We start from the raw sequence: 21,225 nt of genomic DNA, 5'->3' as shown, positions 1-21,225 counted from the left end.
TATGATGCCATTTTCCTCAAGAAAGCATCTTTTAATTTTTATTAACCTATAAAATCTATGGATTATATTGATGAAAAATACATCGTAGATAAACCACACATGAAACCCAGTCAAGCGTCATCGGACTGGACAAATACGGAGAAAATCGCCTTTCGATTTTTCTTTATCTATTTCCTTATTCAAGCCGTTCCACTCAACTGGCATTTTTATCGCGACCTTTTCACGATTAATTGGGGACCGCTTTATTACCGCGATTTATTCAATCTGGCGCGTTATGCCCCCTATTTTTTCGGTCCGGACGATATGTTCATCAACTGGGTGATCGTCGCGCTGATTGCACTGGTAGGGACGATTATCTGGACGGTTCGTGCCAAAAAACAAACCGAATATGCGACTCTCTATTACTGGCTACGGGTCGTGCTACGTTACCGACTGGCTATCGGCGTCATTGCCTACGGGTTCATCAAGTTATTTCCCATGCAGGCCCCGCTCCCATCGATCAGCAACCTCAACACGGCCTATGGCGACTTTACGGCCTGGAAATTATTTTCACTCAGTCTGGGCATTGTTCCTTCCTACGAATCCTTTCTTGGACTGGTCGAGATTCTCGGCGGATTATTGTTGCTGAACCGGCGTACGACCACCGTTGGCACGTTGATTATCATTCCGTTTTTGGGTAACATTTTCGTATCCAATCTGGCCTACGAAGGCGGTGAAGCCGTGTATAGTCTTCTGCTTACGAGCTTCGCCTTGTTTTTATTTGCGTTCGATGCCATTCGCTTATTTCGGCTGGTTTCACTTGAAAAGCCCACCGTTCCCAACCGATTCCGGCTCGTGTTGACCGAACGCTGGCAGCGATACGGTCGGCTGGCCCTCAAGAGTGCCTTTATCGTTTTTACGGTTTTTCTATACGGCTACAAAACCTACGCGGCCTATCAGGCCGGAGGGTATCAGTTTCCTCAATCAGCCCGAACGGACGAGCCAATTTTGGCCGGGGCCGCTGGTCTATACAATGTCCAGGAGTTTAGATTAGCTGGCGAGACGATCCCCTACTCGAAAACGGATTCCAAACGCTGGCAGGACGTAGTGTTTGAGAACTGGAACACGATCAGCATTAAATCGAATCGTCCGGTACGGCTAGAAACCACGAATGTCGAGCAGATACTTGCGGATGATGCCAACCGCCGGTATGAGTTATCGGGTTCGGCAGGACGCCATTATTACAGCTATCAGCTTGATTCGGTTCAACACAGACTGACGCTCAAAAATCGCAATCCTGACGAGCAGGAAACGCTGACACTGCACTACGAACGTCCTGACAATAAACACATTATTCTCTCGGGACTGAACGAAACCCGCGATTCGATCTACGTGGCCCTTCAAAAACTGGACAAAAAATACCTGCTGAACGAGGCTGCCAAAGCTGGCCGTCGGGGTACACTCAAACTTTAATTCTGCTGCACGATGACACTCCCTAACATCAATCCCGAACGGCTGGATCTAGGTCTGGTTTCGCCCGAAGAACTAACCGAAAATCAAGTTATACGTGATCAATCTTCTGGAACCTCAACTCGGTCTGCGGAGACACAGACCAACGGAGAAACGCCAAAAAATGCGCCAAATCCCTGGACTGATTTTCAGAAAATTGCCTTCCGGATTGCGTTTATCTTCTTCATCGCCATGTCGATACCAACCAGTGCGGGTTGGTACAAAAACACCTTCTCGCTCGACTGGTTGCACTTGCACTACCGCGATTTGTACGACATCGCCCGCTTTCAACCAAGCCTACTGGGCCGGGGCGTTAGCTGGTGGCCAACGTGGATGGGCTATGGCGAATGGGTATTTATTCTCCTTCTGTCGGCCGTTGGTGGGCTGATCTGGACAGCCGTTATCAAAATTCGGCGGGCCGAACCACGGGACTATAATTTACTCTACTATTGGCTACGGGTCATTGTCCGCTATCGGGCGGGCATTGGCATTATTGGTTTTGGTTTCACCAAGCTGCTACCCACCCAGTTACCTTACCCGTCGCTGGGCTTATTAAACACCAACTTCGGCGATTTGACCGCCCAGAAAATTTACTGGTTATCGGTTGGAATAGTACCCTGGTACGAAGTCTTTGCGGGTGTTGTTGAGGTGCTGGCGGGTGCGCTTCTCTTCTTTCGAGCTACTACATTCTGGGGGTCGGTGCTGCTTTTTGGGGCGCTGGCCGACATTGTGTACGTCAATTTTGCCTACGATGGCGGTGTTCATGGCTACAGTTCCTACTTTGTGCTGCTCGCGGGTTTTCTGCTCATTTACTACGTCCGCGACCTCTACAATCTGCTGATTCGGGAGCAGTTCACGATTCCGACGTATTACTATCCACCGTTTTCCAAAGGCTGGCAGAAGGCAAGTAGAATCGTCCTAAAAGCGGCAACGATTGGCATTTTTTTAGTGCTTTTATTCTGGATTCAATACGTCAATTTTCGCTACGATCCGTATAAACAGCCCGCTCAAAAAGGGGTTCGCGAACTGCGGGGTAACTACAACGTAACGGAGTTCAGGCTGAATAATAAATCAATTCCCTACTCACCCGTGGATTCCGTTCGGTGGCAGGAAGCCACGTTTGAAAACTGGTCGACGCTGACGTTTAAGGTGAACCGTGCGGTGCCACTCGATCTCTCGAACGGGGGCGGCTCACCCATGCGCGACATCAATCGAACCTTTGAGCTGACAGGCGTAGGCGGTGGTCAGGGGGTGTTTTATTACGATGCCGACACGGTAAACAACGTCCTGTATTTACAGGATAAATACAAGCCGTTTTCGGAGCGCGGAGAACGTCTATCGGCCGATTTAGTCTCTGACGCCAGCAGTAAAAAAACGCAAAAGAACCGCCAGGACCGGCAATCTGATGCGTCAGTAGCCAACTGGATTCCAGCCGCTGCACGCGCCAACATCGGTCCTGAATACCCAAAAATTGAGCCCATTGCTCTGACAACCCGTCGTAGTAAAGGCATCAAATCAGAAGCAAAGCAGGAAGACGGGAAGCGTAACCATATGGTTCTGAACTACCAAACAACCGATGGATCGCGGGTCGTGCTGACCGGCATCAACGAAAACAAAGATTCCATTTACGTCGTGCTGGACCGCGTAAACCGTCCTTACGCCCTCTCGAAAAGCACGCTCAATGCCGGAACGTATTGAGGCACTTTACCCCACGGCAGCAACCGACCGTCGTAACCCCGCCCCTGAAAACATGGGAGGAGCTTTTGCTAGTCTGCCTCCCCTTGAACTAAGGGGAGGGGCCGGGGGTGGGGTGAGACAGGCTGCGACAACAAACCATCAATTTACATACAACCACCTACACAAAATGAATACAACCTCTATAACAATTCCGGTACGTAACGTACTGAAAACCCTGCTGTTACTGGCGTTTATTACGTCGCAGGCGTTTGCGCAGAATCGGGTGATAACCGGAACCATTACGGGTAAAGACGATGGCCAGTCTGTTCCCGGCGTCAACATTGTCGTACAGGGAACGAATCAGGGAGCCCAAACCGACGCCAATGGAAAATTCTCGATTCAGGTACCACAGAATGCCAAAAAACTGGTGATATCCGCTATTGGGTTTGTGACACAGGAAATTAGCATCGACAACCAATCCACCCTTAACGTAGCACTCAGTTCCGATACCCGACAACTCAGTGAAGTCATGGTCGTTGGGTATGGCACGCAAACCAAAGCCGAATTTACCGGTTCGGCGGTACGGGTCAACGGCGATGCCATCAAGGAACAGCCGGTCCAGAGCTTCGATCAGGCGTTGCAGGGTCGGGCTGCGGGCGTAAGTATCGCGCAACCCAACGGCGTATTGAACAACCCGCCCGTCATTCGGATTCGGGGCGTAAACTCGATCTCCCTGAGTTCCTACCCGCTGGTCGTGGTTGATGGCATTCCGATCAACACCGGCAATGTATCGGCAAGTACGGCTGTACCAAATAATCCGCTTGGCGACATCAATCCTGCTGATATTGAGTCGATTGACGTATTGAAAGATGCGGCTTCAACTTCTATTTACGGCTCTCGCGCGGCTGCGGGCGTGCTGCTTATCACCACCAAACGAGGCAAAGCGGGCAAACCACGTATCACGTACGAAACTTGGGTGGGTGCGTCGGAAGTGGTTCGTCTGCCGAAACTATTGAATGCCGAACAGTTCATTTCGATCAAGAATGAAGCCGTTTTAAATGCGAAAATCCTGGGAGGAAATGCCAATAATGACAACGTAGCCTCGGCGTTATTTTTCCCCAATACCAATGCGGATGGATCGGCCATAGACACCAGATGGTCTGATTACATCTACCGCACGGGCGTTTCCCAAAGCCATAACATCAGCGTATCGGGCGGCACTCAATCGACAACGTACTATTTTTCAGCTAATTACACCGATCAGAAAGGCTTCCTGGTGGCGAATGAATTTAAACGAAAAGCCGCCCGCTTTAACATCGATCAGGAGGTAACGCCCTGGCTGAAACTGCGGGGAAGTGTTTCCTACAACACCAGCGACAACCAGTCTCCGTATGCGGGTTCACTGCCCGGCTCAAACTTTTTTCTGGTCGGCGCGGCCCGGCTGTCCATAGCGCTTCCGCCCAACGTACCGGCCTACAACGCCGACGGCAGCTACAACATCAGCAAGACGAACCCGAATACTATTGGCATGGGTAATAACCTGGTCGTTAGCAACTTCGGCAATCCGGTGGCTCTGTTAGATCAGAACCGGTTCACGTCTGGAAACGACCGTATCATAGCCAGTTTCGGGGCTACAGCAAAACTGCTGAAGAATCTGGACTTTGCGACGACCTACGCCATCGACCGGCTACGTACGGACAATGTTAGCTTCAATAGTGCCATTCAGGGCGACGGCTACTCGACCAAAGGGTCGGTAACCAATGTTTCGGCCATTCGGGATAACTGGAACTGGACCAATACACTTTCCTACAAAGAGACATTTACCACCAAACATGCGGTGTCGGTGCTGGCGGGCTATGATGTTCAAAAGTTCAATAACTCAGCCTGGGGCGCCACCCGCACACAAACCGCCGACCCATTTTTCACCAATTATCAGGGCAACTGGGGCGCTATCACAGCCTCAGGCAATGACCTGAGTGAGCGGGCTTACCTGTCATTCTTCTCCCGGCTGAACTACGACCTTAATAAAAAATACTTCGTAACGGTCAATTTCCGACGGGATGGTAATTCAGCGCTCGGAGCGGGCAAAAAATACGGCAATTTCGGGGGTGTATCGGGCGGCTGGGCGCTGGGTGAAGAGCCTTTTTACAAGAACTCCCGGCTTGCGTCGACCCTCACCAACATCAAACTCCGGGCGAGTTGGGGCCGCGTTGGGAATGGTAACCTGAGCGATTCATACAGCTCGCTGGAGTTGTACAGCGGTTCGCTGTATGGCAACGCACCAACCTGGGCAATTTCGCAGGCGGGCAATCAGAATCTGGGTTGGGAAACCAGTGAGCAAACCAACGTCGGGGCCGATCTGGGCTTCCTGAACGACCGGATTCAGGTGGACGTCACGTACTTCAACAACAATGTAAATGGCCTGATTCTCAGCGCACCACAAGCCGTATCGAAAGGTATTCCCGGCAATTCAATTCTGGGCAACGTTGGGTCGATGTACAATCGAGGTATCGAGCTGGGTATCAATGCAACGATTCTGCGCAAAGGTAATTTTTCGTGGAATGCGGCCTTCAACTACACCAATCTGAACAACAAAGTAACGGCGCTGGCCGACGGAAATACCGACATTGTGGGTACGACACACGTATCGTACGAAACCACAAACGTTACCCGCGTCGGCTATTCGGTGGGCAGTCTGTATGGCGCTAAAACAGCGGGTGTTAACCCCGATAATGGGCGCCGGATTTTCATTAATGGCAAAGGTGAGAAAGTGCAGTATAGCCAGGTAGTGGCACCCGGCGAAAGTCAGTGGACGTATCTGGATGGTAAAACAGCCGCTGCCATTACCGGTGCCGATTATTATCTGATTGGCAACGCCCTGCCCAGGTGGTACGGTGGTCTGGTCAATACTATCAAGTACAAAAACTTTGATCTGAGTGTTAATCTGACCTATTCGGGCGGTAATCTGGTTATGAACGGCACCCGCGCGACGCTACTCGACCAACGAGCCTACAACAACTCGACCGAAGTATTGACCCGCTGGCAAAAACCGGGCGACATCACGGACGTACCGCGACTGATTTACAATGATCAGCTATCGACCGGATCATCGTTTCCGGTATCGACCAACGCCGAAAAAGCCGATTTCCTACGGTTGCAAAACGCATCGATTGGCTACCGGCTGCCTACTACGTTGTTCAGCAAAATCGGACTCAGTTCGGTTCGGGTGTACGCGCAGGGGTCCAATCTCTTTTTGATCACGCCCTACTCCGGCACCGATCCTGAGTCGTCGGTGAACGGTAATTCAAACACGACACCCGGCATTGAAAAGAACTCCGTTGGCCAGGCCCGAACCATTACGTTCGGTCTTAATGTAGGGTTTTAATCATAATTCCGCATTCGCAAAGCCCATCCAACGATCCTCGAAATCATAAAAAATTACAGCATGAAACCATCTAATTCGTCTATACCAGTACGTCGGTTTGGCCATTTTCTCGGTCTGAGCCTGTTTCTATCGCTATTCGCCTGCAACGATACCGAATTGCTAAATCCCACGCCCGAAACATCCGTGAGTGGTACGAATGCATTCGACACCCCCGACCGGATTCTGGGTCTGGTGAATGGCGTTTATAAAGCCGTCAAGAATGCCAATTTTTACGGAGGCAACTACTACACCTATTCGGAAGCGCGCGGGGAAGAATTCATCAACCGGACGAGCAATACGTTCACGGCCTACGAAGCCTGGAATCAGACGCTGAACTCCGGGTCGAACTTCGTGGCTGGCTTTTGGGCCGCCGGTTATGCCGCCATCAACAACGCAAACATCCTGATTAAAGGGCTGGCCGACAATCCGGGGAAGGTCGACGCTACGTTGGCCAGGCAGTATACGGCCGAAGCGAAATTCCTGCGGGCGCTTAGTTATTACAGCCTCGTAACGCTCTACGCCCGGCCTTTCAACGAGAACAAAGGGGCTTCGCCGGGTTTGCCACTACGTCTACAGGCCGAAACCACAACGGCAAATAACGACCTGAAACGGAGCACCGTCGCCGACGTGTATACCCAGATTTTGAAAGATCTGAACGAAGCAGAGGCCGACCTTCCGCTTGCATATTCGAGCGCGTTGCTCAACACGACGCGGGCGCACCGAAACACGGCAATTGCCCTAAAAACCCGTGTGTATTTGAACAGCGGTAACTGGGCAAAAGTAATTGAGGAAGCGAAGAAAATTGTCTCGACAAGTGCGCCCTATTCGGCGGCTACGGGTGTGAATCACAAGCTACAGAACATCGTCGAGATTTTCACGACCAACTACACAAGCACCGAGTCGATTCTGTCGGTGCCAATGACCGAGCTGGACAACGTGGGTGGGCAGTCGTCTTTCCCGTACGTGTTCAACGCCAATTCGGAATACAACTTGAATCCAACGGGCATTTGGGGCGATCCGGAATGGAAATCGACCGATTTGAGACGGACATTTGCGCGCACGGCATCGGGGGTGCAATTCCTGACAAAATACAATAAGCCATCGCCGTTTCTGGATTATCTGCCCATTCTCCGCTACTCGGAAGTGTTGTTGAATTATGCCGAAGCCGCAGCCCAAACGGGCGATTTGCCAACCGCCATCAACCTGCTGAAAGCCGTTCGAAATCGGTCGGATGCCAGTTATGCGTTTCCGGCAACCGCTACCGGCACACAGGCCGCCCTGATCAACACCATTCTGAATGAGCGACGCATCGAATTGCTCGGCGAGGGGTTCCGATCCAATGATCTGCTCCGTAATCTGCTGCCGCTACCCGCCAAATCGAGCAGTTCCAACAGTGCACCCGCCGTGTTGCCGTCGCAGGCCAACTACATTTTTCCACTGCCGAATACGGAGATCACGACCAATAAATTACTGCTGAGCTAGTTCTGCCTGAATTCTATTGATTTTGTAGATTCTTCCTACTATGAAACTTCACCTTTTAGTATTCTGTCTGATCGCCTGTAGTGCCCTGGGGCAGCGTGTCCGGCAAGGGGAGCACCAGCACGAAGCGCACGATGGCGAGAGCCACGATCACCTGAACCATATCCAGGATTATCGAAAGGAAACGGTTTTCGTGCACAATCTGCCCTCCCCCGAATTAATCCCCGGAATCGGTACGTCCGAGCTGCAAATCAAGACGACATCACCGCAGACACAGCGTTTCTTTAGCCAGGGGGTATCACTCTTGCATTGCTTCTGGGATTTCGAAGCGTATCGCGCGTTCAAAGAAGCCATCCGGCACGACTCAACGGCAATCATGCCGTATTGGGGGTTATACAGTGCCATTGGGGCTATTGAAGGCACCGATTTTGAGGCCGACAAAAAACTGGCGATCAGAAAATTAAAAGCCCTGAAAAACACAGCGTCTGACCACGAAAAACTGTACGCTGAAGGCATTTTACTACGTGATGCCGATAGCGAAAACGGGAAATCGGGTTACCAGAAAAAACTTGAACTGATCATTTACAAATGCCCCGAAGATGTCGACGCCAAGCTGTTTCTGGCCCTGAGCAAAATGAGCGGTTACGATGCCAGCATGAATCCGCGCGACGGTCAGCTCTACGCCGAGTATCTGCTACGTGATCTGCTGAAAACCCATCCCACTAATGCCGCTGTGCATCACTACTGGATTCATTTGATGGAAAACTGCTGCCCGGAACAGGCGCTGAAAAGTTCAGAACTCCTACCGAAGCTGGCCCCGGCGTCGGGGCACATGGTTCATATGCCCGGTCATATCTATTACAAAGTGGGCGACTACAAAAAAGCCTATGACGCCTTTAGGGCCTCGCTGGCAGTGGATTCGGCCTATATGAAGAAGCAGCACATTCCGGAGGTAGATGCCTGGAACTACATCCACAACATCAATTATCTGCTCTCCAACTGTGCCGAAGATGGTCGGTATGCGACGGCGTTATACTACGCCGAGAAGTTGAAAAACATGCCTGCCACCAAAGAGCGGAAGCAGAAATACGAAGGCCGGTTTTTCTATCAGGGTGTCATTGCACCCGCCAAAATGGAATTATGCTTCGGGTTTTATGACAAAGCGGCCGCTCGGTTGGCGGCTATTCAACTGGACAAAGACAGCCTGTACTCGACAAAAGCGATGGCTTACAAAGAGGGGCTTTTCTATTTCGCTTCCGGCATGGACGCCGTCCGTAAAAACAAGCTGGCAGAGGCTAAAAAACAGGCCGATGCGCTCGACGCGTCCCTCTGGCGAAACAGCAATCAGCTGTCATCGGACGAGGTGATTTCGACCCGACGAATTAGCGACTTAAACGTAGCCTCGCTGGAGTTACAGGGCGTTATCAAAAGCGCCGAGAATAAGTACACCGAAGCAATTGCCCTGCTAGAAAAAGCGAAGCAAAAGGAGGATGAACTCGGCTATAGTGAACCCCCAACCTATGCCCGTCCGGCGTTGATTAGCCTGGCCGAAGCCCATTTAAAAGCGGGAAAGTATGATAAGGCAATTGCAGCCTATAACGCCCTGCTGGAACGACATCCCAATTCGGCCAATGCTTACTGGGGACTGTATACAGTCTACAAACAAAAAGGTGATCTGACCAAAGCTAATGACTACGCAACCCGCGTCATGGCGATAGCCCAACACGGAGATAAAGACTTGTTTCCTCTGTAGTAAAAAATTTATCAAACACAGAGGCACAAAGACCACAGAGTTTCAACTAGCTGATTTCTAATTATATAAACCTCTGTGTTCTCTGTGGCTCTGTGTTCAAAAACTTTTAGTGAATAAACAAAATCGTTTCAACTAGTTAAACATAAGCTCATGAAAATGCACTCAAACTACTGGTTCTTCCTCATTTTGTTCAGCTCCGTGCTGGCCTTTAAATCAGACAGTGGATATGAGGAGGAAATCAAAAGCTGGCATGAGAAACGAGTGGAAGCCTTGAAGAAAGAAGACGGCTGGCTTAATCTGGCAGGTCTGTTCTGGCTGAATGAGGGGGTCAATACGTTCGGAGGTAGTGACAAAAATAGTATTGTGTTTCCATCGGATCACAGCGATGCCCAACTAGGAAAATTCATTCTGAATAAGGGCAAAGTCACCTTGGAAACCAGTACCGGAGCGCCGGTTTTTGAAGGAGATAAACCGGTAACGAAGCTCGATATTTTCCCCTATACCGGGAAACCGATCGTGCTTAAACATAAATCGTTACGCTGGTTTGTCATTCAGCGGGGCGATAAATATGCTATTCGTCTGCGCGATCTGGAAAGCCCGTATTTGAAAGAGTTCAAGGGAATTGAGACGTATCCGATCAGCACCGACTGGCGGATTAAAGCTAAATTCGTCCCGACGGCTGGCAAAAAAATCGCAATTACGGACATCACGGGGCGCGTGAGTGAGCAGGATTCTCCCGGCAGATTGTTGTTTACCGTGAATGGCAAGGAATACAGCCTGGATGCTACCGGCACCGTTGAGCACCTGCATTTCGTTTTCGCCGATCAGACCAACAAACACGAAACCTATGGCGGTGGCCGATTCCTGGATGCGCCCGGCCCAGACGCTGACGGATATACGCATCTGGATTTTAACAAAGCTACAAATCCGCCCTGTGCTTTTACGCCTTATGCTACGTGCCCAACACCACCCAAAGAGAATAAACTGGCCGTGGTCATTGCCGCTGGTGAAAAACGGTATGGCGATCATTAAGAGGGTGTTTATGATGATATGAATTTGGGATTTGAGTCACACACAGCAGGTTTGTTTTGGCCCATTAGGGCCTTAACAGCATAGCGTCGGTAGAATTTGTTGCTAAAATGATTCTTAGCGTGCCGTAGGTACGCAACTAGGTTATTGTTGCGTACCTACGGCACGCCAAAACGATGGTAAAAATGGGGGTTCTCCTACCGACGCTACGCTGTTGTGGCCCTAGCGGGCCGTAAACCAATACAGAAACAAACAAATGAAGAAATCGAGATACGGCATTTGTCTTGTTAGCGCGTTTTTACTGCTAACACTTAATAGCGGTTACCGGGCGAATGGACAGGAGCGATCAACTATAAGCAGAGCTGATACGTTACCCTGGCCCACCAGTTTTGGTCTGGGTCGGCCTGCGACGCAGGCCGACATTGCGCTGCTGGATATCGACGTACGGCCCGATGGCAAAGGACTACCCACCGGATCAGGCACAGTTGTGGCGGGGAAAGCCATTTTTGCCCTGAAATGCGCGGCCTGTCATGGTACAGACGGTAATGGTGGTCCCGGTGGTACGTTGGTGACGACCCTAGCGGCCCAGGGGAAACGGCCTGAAAAAACGATTGGCAATTATTGGCCCTACGCCACTACGGTGTTTGATTACATCCGGCGGGCCATGCCGTTCAACCAGCCGGGCTCGCTCACGAACGAGGAAGTCTACAACCTGACTGCGTTTCTGCTCAATGCCAATCGTATTATCGACGATAAAGCCGTGATCAATGCGCAAACGCTGCCAAAGGTCGTGATGCCTGCCAAAAATTTATTTCTCCCCGACGACCGGCGCGGTGGTCCCGAAATCCGGTAACGATGAAAGCAACAGACAATCAAGAGAATAATACGTCTACATCGGGCAAACTCAGTCGCCGGACGTTGTTGGGTGGAGCCGCAACCGCTGCAGTGGCTGTCGTCCAAACGTCATTTGCGAAAGCCGTGCAGATTGGCATTTCAGAAACTAGTTTTCTGGCCGACGATCCAAGTAAACAACCTGGCGTTCCACCCGGCGAACGGGGTACAAGATCGTTGTTTGAAAAGGTTGTCAAGAAACCGTCCGATATTTCCTCCCGAACACCTCTCCAGGATCTCTACGGTACATTGACGCCATCCGACCTGCATTTTGAGCGGCATCACAACGGCGTCCCAACCATCGATCCAGCCAGACACGAGTTGCTTATTCATGGGATGGTGGAGAAACCAATGGTGTTCAAACTGGCCGATTTAAAGCGTTTTCCATCGGTATCGCGGATTGCGTTTCTGGAATGTTCGGGAAATTTTCGAACCGGAAAAGAAACACTTAGCCCGCAGGATATTTGTGGCCTGACCAGCCAGAGCGAATGGACGGGCGTTAAGCTGTCGACGCTGTTCCGGGAGGTGGGCGTAAAACCGGGCGCGTCCTGGTTTCTGGCCGAAGGGGGCGATGCAGCCGTCATGACACGTAGCGTTCCGGTCAAAAAAGGCTGGGACGACGCCATCATCGCCTATGCCCAAAACGGCGAGGCACTACGTCCCGAGCAGGGCTATCCGGTCCGTTTATTTTTGCCGGGTTGGGAAGGGAATACGTCGGTGAAATGGCTCCGGCGACTCGAATTGTCGGATCAACCCTACATGACCCGCGAAGAAACGTCGAAATATACCGAGCCGATCAAAGACGGAAAGTTCAGGCAGTTCAGTTTCGACATCGACGCCCGGTCGATCATTACGTTCCCGGCCTATTCCAATCCCGTGCAACCGGGCTGGATCGAGATACGGGGGCTGGCCTGGAGTGGCCGCGGAAAAGTGAGCCGGGTTGACGTGAGTACCGATGCGGGCAAAACCTGGCATTCTGCTACGTTACAGGACCCAATTTTAGACAAAGCACACACGGCTTTTCGTTATTTATGGCAGTGGCAAGGTGACGAAACCGAAATTATGAGCCGCGTTACGGATGAAACGGGTTACATTCAACCCACCATTGGTCAGTTGCTCGAAGCGCGTGGCCCCGATATGGGTGGCTATCATCTGAACCCGATAACGGCCTGGCAAATCAAACGCGACGGCCGCGTGCTACACCGACCTGAGACATGGAAATAACGAAAGGCAAACAAGATTACGATGCGGTAATCGTTGGCTCCGGGCCTAACGGTCTCAGTGCGGCCATCACCATGCAACGCGCTGGTTTGTCGGTATTGGTGCTGGAAGCGAAGGATACCATTGGCGGTGGACTCCGCTCCGCCGAACTCACACAACCCGGCTTTGTGCACGACATTTGTTCGGCCATTCACCCGTTGGCGGTTGGTTCGCCTTTTTTTCGGACCTTACCTCTCGCTGAACATGGGCTGGAATTTATTGAACCACTGATATTAGCGGCTCATCCGTTCGACGGTGGGACAGCCGCTGCGCTACGTCGGTCGGTAACGGAAACGGCTCAATCATTGGGCATTGATGAACAGACATATCGAAAGCTGCTGGAGCCCATAGTACGCGACTGGCCGTCGATGGCACTGGATATTCTGGGGCCACTACGTTTCCCGAAGCATCCAATCAACATGGCCAGTTTTGGGCTGGATGCGCTGCTGCCTGCCACTCAACTCGTGAAGCGATTCAGGACAAAAGAAGCGCGGGGGTTACTGGGAGGTATGGCCGCGCACGCCATCCAGCCGTTGAGCAACCTGACCACAGCGGCTATTGCGTTGGTGCTCATGACGGCCGGACATCTCTACAGCTGGCCGATTCCGACAGGCGGATCACAGTCGATTGCCAATGCACTAACGTCTTATTTCCGGTCGATTGGTGGAAAAATTGAAACCAATACGTTGGTAAAATCGATGCAAGATATTCCGTCGACGCGGGTGGTGCTGTTCGATGTTACGCCGAAACAATTGCTTAGCATTGCCGGAGACCGGTTTTCGACCATTTATCGTAAGCAGTTAGAAAACTACCGATACGGGATGGGTGTCTTTAAAATAGACTGGGCGTTAGACGGGCCCATTCCGTTCACCGCGCCTGAAGCTCAACAGGCGGGTACGGTTCATGTGGGCGGTACGTTCGAGGAAATTGCCGACGCCGAACAGGCTACATCCGACGGCAAACATCCGGATCGTCCGTACATTTTGCTGGCCCAACAGAGTTTATTCGACGCCACCCGGGCACCCGAAGGCAAGCAAACGGCCTGGGCCTATTGCCACGTACCAAACGGCTCGACACTGGATAGAACCGAAATTATTGAGCAGCAGGTTGAACGATTTGCGCCGGGTTTCCGTGATCGGATTCTAGACCGTCATACGATGAACACGACACAGATGGAAGCCTATAATCCGAACTATATTGGGGGCGATATCAACGGCGGCATTATCGACATCGGGCAGCTATATACGCGCCCTGTAGTTGGCTTATCTCCCTACAAAACCTCGGCGCCGGGCATTTTTATCTGCTCCTCATCTACCCCACCGGGTGGAGGTGTGCATGGCATGTGCGGCTATCACGCAGCCCGCGTTGCCCTGCGCGAAGGCTTCGGTTTGCCTGTACCAGTACAGTTAATGGAGCGCTAATTCCGGGTTATGTCTCTCTTCTTTATTTTTGTAGGCAGAGCAGCCCCTCGGTACGGCACAGAACGAATAAACCCTGTATTTTAGCCCCATAATCTCAAACCTCATGGGCAAATTCCACGATTCAATCAAACCCGCGCACAAAACGTTCATCGAAAAACAGCACATCTTTTTCGTTGCCACAGCGCCGTTACGTGCAGACGGTCACGTCAATGTATCGCCAAAAGGACTCGATTGTTTTCGGGTGCTGTCGGAGACAAAAGTGGCGTACATGGACCTGATTAGCAGCGGCAACGAAACATCGGCACATACACTTGAAAACGGCCGCATCACGTTCATGTTCTGCTCGTTTGAGGGCGCACCAAATATTCTGCGATTATATGGCAAAGGATATACCGTGCTGCCCAATACCGAAGACTGGTCCATGCATGCACCCCATTTTACGATTTATCCCAGTACCCGACAGCTTATCGTGGCCGACATTACGTTAGTTCAGACATCCTGCGGGTTTGGCGTACCGTTCTTCGACTACGTTGGCGAGCGGGATGTCCACTTCGATTGGGCCGAGAAAAAAGGCGAAGACGGACTGGTGGATTATATAGAGGAAAAGAACCTGGTTAGCCTCGACGGGCTGCCAACGAATCTGGGATTGCTGGCGTAAAATACGCACGCCAGTACCAATAAAAACGCGCTCGACGGAATGTTCCATCGAGCGCGTCTGGTAAACTAATCGTCGGGACTTACAGCGGATTCTGGACGATTGCCTTATTTGCGTTTAGCTCCCGTCGTGGAATCAAAAACTCCCACTGTTTATCGCCAGCGGGTACGTCGAAGAGGACCACTACAGCAGGATTAGCGTTAGTATTATTTCGATTCAAAGGTAGATTCAGTCGTTTCAGGTCCGTAAACCGAACGCCTTCGCCCCATAATTCGACACGCCGGTTGAACATAATCTCATCGATCAGCGCCGTACCCGTTTTAGTCGACAGTTTGTAAGATGGGTCACGCTTGCTCACCAGATCAAACAACACCGTGGCCGCGGCCGTTGCATTTCCCTGACGCGCCTGCGCTTCCGCTTCAATCAGGTACATTTCAGCAGCGCGCATGTAAGGAATATCGCCCATGGCACTGGTCGACGGTGTACCCGGCAGCCGGAATTTCTGGTTCATATAGGGAACCCGAATGCCTCCTGTCGGTACCACAGAGTTAGTTGTCGTTGGCGTTTTAACCCACATCTTCGAGCGCACATCTGTAGCCGGAATCTGATCATAAAGTGCGCTGTTAATCTGTTTCGGATCGACGCGAATGTTTGTCGAGTTGTAATTACTGGAGATGTAGGAGTGATAAGCGCCAAAAAACTCCGACTGATCCTCAACGTGATCGAATCCCCACATCCATTCGGGATTGCTGATATCCGAAAATCCTTCCTGATACTGCGCTACACTCATGAGCGTATAGGGCTTACGTGCATCGGCGGCAAATTTGGCGGCATCCGCCCAGTTCTGCTGCGTTAACGCCACCCGCGCCTGGAATCCTTTTATCACTTCCAGGTTAATGTGCGACTTATAGCTACGGGTCGAGGTCAGAAGGGCAGCCGCATCAGCCAGGTCCTTATTGATCTGTGTATAAACCTCCTCAACTGTTGCCCGGGGTAACCCTTCGGTTGTCGGCGTCAAGACAAGCGGCACCCCGAGTTGGCTATTGGGCTTGGCCGCAGCATCATAGCGTTTTCCGTATAGTTGTACCAGGTTGAAGTACGAAAAAGCCCGAATCCCCAGCGCTTCACCTTTGACCTGGTTCCGCTCCGACTGTGCACCAGCGGCCGCATCAATATTAGCAATCGCAATGTTGGCATTCCCGATCAGTCGGTAATAGAGTTCATAAGCCAACTGGTCGCCTACGGCTGTCTCCGACCGGTGCGCCTGCCAGCGTATTTCGGGAAGATGCCAGGTATTAGAGGTATTATTGATCTGCAAGTCCTCACCCAGAACATCCAGAATGATCATCATGGCAGGATGCCCGAAATGCCCTTGTGAACTTAAATACCGTACGACCATCGCGCGGTAGATGCCGTTGATAGCCGCAGCCGCATTTTTAGTGGTCGAAAAGGCGGCTGCGGCATCAATATTGTTGGTAGGCGACGTTTCCAGGTATTCTTTTTCACAGGCCGTTGCCAACAGGCCCAGCGCCATTACTAGTGACAAATATCTTTTTTTCATGAGTTCTTTAAAGCTTAAAGTGTAAACGAAACACCCAGTACCAGACTCTTGGCAGGACTGAATACGTTGCCGGTTACACCATTGAATTGTTGTTGTACGTTCATTCCCTTACGACCCGACAGGATGAGGAGGTTTTCACCACTGACGTAAACCTGGGCATTCTCCAGGAATAATTTACGCGCCAGTACGTTGGGGAGCGTATACGAAAGCGTTACCGAACGAAGGTTCATGTAGCTGGCGTCAATCAGCCATCGGTCCGACTGGGCATCAAAGTCGGAAGTACGGGCGGCATCCATACGGGGCACATCCGTGATGTCACCGGGGTTCCGCCACCGTCTTAGAATGTCCGTCGATTTAGCGCTACCATATCCACCCGAACTCATCAGGGCGGCATAGGCTGCGTCATACGTTTTTCCGCCTAGCTGGTATACAAATAGCGCCGAAAGCGACAGTCCTTTGTAGCGGAACGTATTGGTGAAGCCACCTGACATAGCTGGCACGGAGCTTCCATTGTAGTGGTAACGAGCGTTGTTGACATTATTTGTAAGCGTATCGCCCGCTTCGGTGATGCGGGAGTTCGTGGCGATATAACTAGCTGCCCGGTATTCAACCTCACCGTTGGCGGGATTAACTCCTCTGAACTCCCGCAGCCAGTAATCGTAGATGGATCGGCCAACTGCCAGTTTCTTGGTACCGTCGTTAGAAGGGATGATTTCAGGATTCTCGTCCGGCATCTTCGTGATGTTATTCTTGATCTTGGTTGCATTCAGATCAAGACGCCAGGTGAAGTCCTTCGTACGGATCGGCTCGATACCCAGTTCAACCTCGACACCCCGGTTGTACATCGTTCCAATATTCCGGGTAACAGTCGATATACCATCTGACAACGGCAGGGGAACAGCGAAAATCAGGTTAGAGGACCGGCGATCGAAGTACTCAACCGTACCCGATACACGGCCTTTAAACAGGCTGAACTCAAGCGCTACGTCAAACGCATTGCTCGACTCCCAGGCCAGATTTCGGTTACCCAGGCTCGTTTGCAAAATTCCAGCTTCCGATGCATTGTTCCAGGAACCCAGGCCGTAAAGTGCCTGCCAGGCGTAGTAGCTAATCGTGTTGTCCTGCGCATCCTGGCCGGTATTACCACCGCCATCGTTCCCGGTCTGACCATACGAAGCCCGCAGTTTCAGCGCATTGATCGTAGGAATTGACCGCAGAAACTCCTCCTGGTCTAAGCGCCAGGCCCCACTGAGCGAATAGAAATTCCCCCAACGTACGTCCTGAAAAAATTTACTGGAGCCATCCCGCCGAACCGAGCCCGAAAGAAAGTATTTCTGATCGTAATCGTAATTTACTCGGGCAAAATACCCTTCTACCCGGCGCTGGAAAGCGACCGAAGACAGGTTTGTGGTGGTGGTGAAGTTAACCAGTTCGTAGTTACCATCCACAATTTGTTGCGAACGGGAACCCGTCAGGTTGTTGTCGCCCACCTGGAAGTTTTCATGACCCAGCAACACATCAAAGTTGTTCTTACCAAACGACTTGTTGTAGTTCAGCAACTGGTTGAGGTTGTAACTATTGATATTTTGAAATTCATGCGTAGCACGACCAGCCGGAGCACCATCACCAATTTCAGGGTTTCCGTAGGTATACGTATTAATGGTCGTAAGGTCAGTACCAATATTCGCGGTGAATTTAAAATCCTTCAGGAACGAAACCTCTGCGTAGCCACGGGCACTAACCACATTGCGTCGGAGGTAATTCTGATTCAGCACCGTTTCGGCCACCGAATGGCGTCCACCGAACTGAGGGCGGGCGGGCAGTCCTAAAGACGTCAGGTTACCGTAATCCCAACGTCTGTCGCCGTTAGGCAAGGTCAGAAACTGACTTGGGTTGGCCGGATCGTAGGCGTAGACCGGATAAATCGGCCCGATGTTACGCGAGAAAAAGAAGGGGTTAACGAACGTAGTGCTTCCTCCTGTACCACCCGCATCGGCCTGATTCGACTTGTTTAAGGTTAAGGCTAGATTGGCCCCCGCTTTAAACCAGGGTTTCAACTGCGAATTGATATTTAGTCGGCCCGTGATACGTTCGAAATCGGAGCGAATGAGATACCCTTTATCGTTCAGATACGACAGGGACAGAAAATAATCGGACTTGTTCTGTCCGCCTGCAAAGCTTACGTTCAGTTCATCCCGGTTGCCCTGCCGCATGATCGGTTTCTCCCAGTCCAGCGACTCGGGCGAAAATCTTAACTGAGCATTCGGATTCATCTGTCCATTCACGTCGACGACCTGGTTGTCCGGTACGTTATAGGCATTATAACCTACCAGGCTGATCAACCGGGCGGTAGCATCCGCATTAGCCGTTGCCAACGCCACCGGATTGGTGGCCCGGTACGCAATGCTGTTCCGATACATTTCCCACATCAGCGGGTAATATTCACCTACGCCCACGCGGTCATATTCTGGCAAACCGCGCGTGCTCAACCCTTTTGTATAGCGAACATTAATGGTGCTGCGGTCTTTCTGCCCTTTCTTTGTCGTGACGACAACCACGCCGTTCGCAGCTCGGGAGCCATACAACGCCGTTGAAGCCGCATCTTTCAGAACAGAGACACTTTCAATGTCGGAGGGGCTTATGTTGGAGATATTACCCGAGTAGGGAATTCCATCAACCACATACAACGGATCGTTCCCTGAAGAAATTGACCCGAACCCCCGGATTCGAATATCCGGAGCCGCGCCAGGTTGCCCCGTACCGGCCGTTGTCTGAACACCCGATATGGCGCCCGATAGCGCCTGACCCAGGTTGCTGACCGGACGTTTTAGAATCTGTTCGGGCGAGAGCGTACCCGCCGAACCGGTGAACGACGTCCGTTTGGCCGTACCAAACGTCGTGACAATCACCTCATCCAGATTAGCTGCGTCGGGCACCAGGCTTACAGAAATAGACGACTTATTACCAACGGCAATATCCTGCGACGCAAACCCGATAAAGCTAAATACCAGATGACCACTGGCTGGCACACTAATACGATAGTTACCATCAGCGTCGGTGGTGGTGCCACGAGTTGTCCCTTTAAGCTGGACACTTACACCCGGCAATCCGGCGGCATCTTCTGACGACGTAACACGGCCACTCACCGCCACATCCTGTGCCAGCACAGGCAAACAAAACAGCATAGTCAGTAACCAACTGTTGAATAAAATTTTTCTCATGAAGTGTTTCTGATAAAGTGCCTTTAATCAATTTTTAATTAAGGCCGTAAAATTATTACATTATCGACAAAGTCAATATATTATCTCCAAAAATATCCATCTACCTACTATAAATATTGCCTTTATTAAGTTTGCCAAAATCTTTTAAATGTATATTTACTCATTATTATCCGTTCAACTTATTCTTGATTAATCAATATTTTATAATATTCCCAAGGACTTAGGCTATTCATCCCAATACCTTACGTCCTCACCAGATGCAGCGAACAACGGATTTATTCAGAATTTCCTCAGCAAGCTGCCAGCTCATTGCCGATACTCTTGAGCGGTCGGCTAAGCGATTAAAAACATACTCTTCGAAAGAACTGACTGGTTCAATTCGTTGTCTTATTGTTGTGCAATGACTGGCGCACTGGATAGTTGAATCACACACGCCAGCGAATGCAGGCTATCTAAAAAGGCACGACGGGGTCACCCGTGCGGCAACGGCTCGTGCCAGCAATCGCCAATGACTTTCTTTGTTAAACCCGGCTCTATCGTCCGCCAGATTTGGGGCGATGCCGATGTAATTCTGCTAGTGTTTGCCGGATCGGCAGCTGAGTTCGCCTTGAACCGGGCCGTCGACTGGCTGTTTTATACGGGCAAATTGCCCGCCGACCCGATTGCCCGGTTGTTTTCGACCGTCCGTTATGCCCAGGAGATCGTGTTCGCCACGGACGAAAAGGCGCGTCAAACGATTGCCCGCATGGGCGCCATTCATGGGGGTGTAGAGCAAAAACGAGGCTACCAGATTCCTGATTGGGCCTACCGCGACGTGCTCTACATGCTGATCGACTACTCGGAACGAGCCTACGAAACGCTGCACCGCCCCCTTACCGATCCCGAGCGGGACGAGTTATTCAGTACCTTCCGGGAAGTGGGGGCAGGCATGCACGTGCCTGGTCTGCCGAATACCTATGCGGACTGGAAAGTTGATCGAGAAGCGCACCTGAACCGGGATTTAGTACGTAGTGAATTTACAGATAAGCTCTTTCAGCGCTATCGGGAGCAATTGGGTGGCTGGCGGTATGATCTGCTCCGGCAGGTACAGTCGATATTAGTCCCGGAAAAGGTGAGTCAGCTATTGGGTTTACCCCGGAAAACACCACTGGTTTATACCCTTGGCCTGTATTCTACCTTTAACCGACTGGGGTTACGATCGGTCGTGCAGCGGATCCTGCTACCAACTGAGTATCTTGCTCAGATTCGGAGCCTAGACCGATAAATTATCGGTTTACGGTATTCAGTTTTTGGCAGGCGGACCGGCAGAACGGCGTTATAATCTCTTGCGTCCGCCTACCAAAAACCGAATATTGTAAACCTAAAA

13 protein-coding genes are annotated in these 21,225 nt (G+C 51.2%); 11 read left to right on the top strand and 2 right to left on the bottom strand.

The window, feature by feature from the left end; genetic code table 11:
• Window positions 1–57: 57 nt before the first annotated feature.
• The 10 genes from ACYVEA_RS18835 to ACYVEA_RS18790 all read left to right on the top strand — a co-directional run bounded on the left by ACYVEA_RS18835 (window position 58) and on the right by ACYVEA_RS18790 (window position 15,080).
• A complete protein-coding gene (locus tag ACYVEA_RS18835; RefSeq protein WP_461114979.1) occupies window positions 58–1,452 on the top strand; it encodes a DoxX family protein in 1,395 nt (464 codons plus the stop codon).
• Between the two features lie 12 nt (window positions 1,453–1,464).
• Window positions 1,465–3,186, top strand: coding sequence for a hypothetical protein (locus ACYVEA_RS18830; RefSeq protein ID WP_461114978.1), 1,722 nt, complete (start codon window positions 1,465–1,467; stop codon window positions 3,184–3,186).
• A 166-nt stretch (window positions 3,187–3,352) separates the two neighbouring features.
• Window positions 3,353–6,550, top strand: coding sequence for a SusC/RagA family TonB-linked outer membrane protein (locus ACYVEA_RS18825; RefSeq protein WP_461114977.1), 3,198 nt, complete (start codon window positions 3,353–3,355; stop codon window positions 6,548–6,550).
• Between the two features lie 60 nt (window positions 6,551–6,610).
• Entirely contained in the window at window positions 6,611–8,071 is a 1,461-nt protein-coding gene (locus ACYVEA_RS18820; RefSeq protein WP_461114976.1) for a RagB/SusD family nutrient uptake outer membrane protein, read from the top strand.
• A 40-nt stretch (window positions 8,072–8,111) separates the two neighbouring features.
• Window positions 8,112–9,821 (top strand): tetratricopeptide repeat protein, encoded by a 1,710-nt coding sequence (locus ACYVEA_RS18815; RefSeq protein ID WP_461114975.1) that lies wholly within the window; start codon window positions 8,112–8,114, stop codon window positions 9,819–9,821.
• A gap of 150 nt (window positions 9,822–9,971) precedes the next feature.
• Window positions 9,972–10,853: a DUF1684 domain-containing protein gene (locus ACYVEA_RS18810; RefSeq protein WP_461114974.1), complete on the top strand. Its 882-nt coding sequence runs from the start codon at window positions 9,972–9,974 to the stop codon at window positions 10,851–10,853.
• A gap of 253 nt (window positions 10,854–11,106) precedes the next feature.
• Window positions 11,107–11,703, top strand: a complete 597-nt coding sequence (locus tag ACYVEA_RS18805) for a c-type cytochrome (protein ID WP_461114973.1) — start codon at window positions 11,107–11,109, stop codon at window positions 11,701–11,703.
• 2 nt (window positions 11,704–11,705) lie between these two features.
• Window positions 11,706–12,965: a sulfite dehydrogenase gene (gene soxC / locus ACYVEA_RS18800; protein WP_461114972.1), complete on the top strand. Its 1,260-nt coding sequence runs from the start codon at window positions 11,706–11,708 to the stop codon at window positions 12,963–12,965.
• Window positions 12,956–14,422: a phytoene desaturase family protein gene (locus ACYVEA_RS18795; protein ID WP_461114971.1), complete on the top strand. Its 1,467-nt coding sequence runs from the start codon at window positions 12,956–12,958 to the stop codon at window positions 14,420–14,422. The genes soxC and ACYVEA_RS18795 overlap by 10 nt, the downstream gene beginning before the upstream one ends.
• A 103-nt stretch (window positions 14,423–14,525) precedes the next feature.
• On the top strand, window positions 14,526–15,080 hold the full coding sequence (locus tag ACYVEA_RS18790) for a pyridoxamine 5'-phosphate oxidase family protein (protein ID WP_461114970.1): 555 nt from the start codon (window positions 14,526–14,528) through the stop codon (window positions 15,078–15,080).
• Window positions 15,081–15,159: 79 nt separating this feature from the next.
• Here ACYVEA_RS18790 and ACYVEA_RS18785 read toward each other — a convergent pair whose 3' ends face one another.
• Window positions 15,160–16,638 (bottom strand): RagB/SusD family nutrient uptake outer membrane protein, encoded by a 1,479-nt coding sequence (locus tag ACYVEA_RS18785; RefSeq protein WP_461114969.1) that lies wholly within the window; start codon window positions 16,636–16,638, stop codon window positions 15,160–15,162.
• Window positions 16,639–16,652: 14 nt separating this feature from the next.
• Window positions 16,653–19,859 (bottom strand): SusC/RagA family TonB-linked outer membrane protein, encoded by a 3,207-nt coding sequence (locus tag ACYVEA_RS18780; protein WP_461114968.1) that lies wholly within the window; start codon window positions 19,857–19,859, stop codon window positions 16,653–16,655.
• Between the two features lie 508 nt (window positions 19,860–20,367).
• Here ACYVEA_RS18780 and ACYVEA_RS18775 point away from each other — a divergent pair.
• Window positions 20,368–21,123 (top strand): oxygenase MpaB family protein, encoded by a 756-nt coding sequence (locus ACYVEA_RS18775; RefSeq protein WP_461114967.1) that lies wholly within the window; start codon window positions 20,368–20,370, stop codon window positions 21,121–21,123.
• Window positions 21,124–21,225 lie beyond the last annotated feature (102 nt).

This window comes from Spirosoma jeollabukense, assembly GCF_054777855.1.
This window is presented reverse-complemented; position numbering and strand designations above follow the sequence as displayed.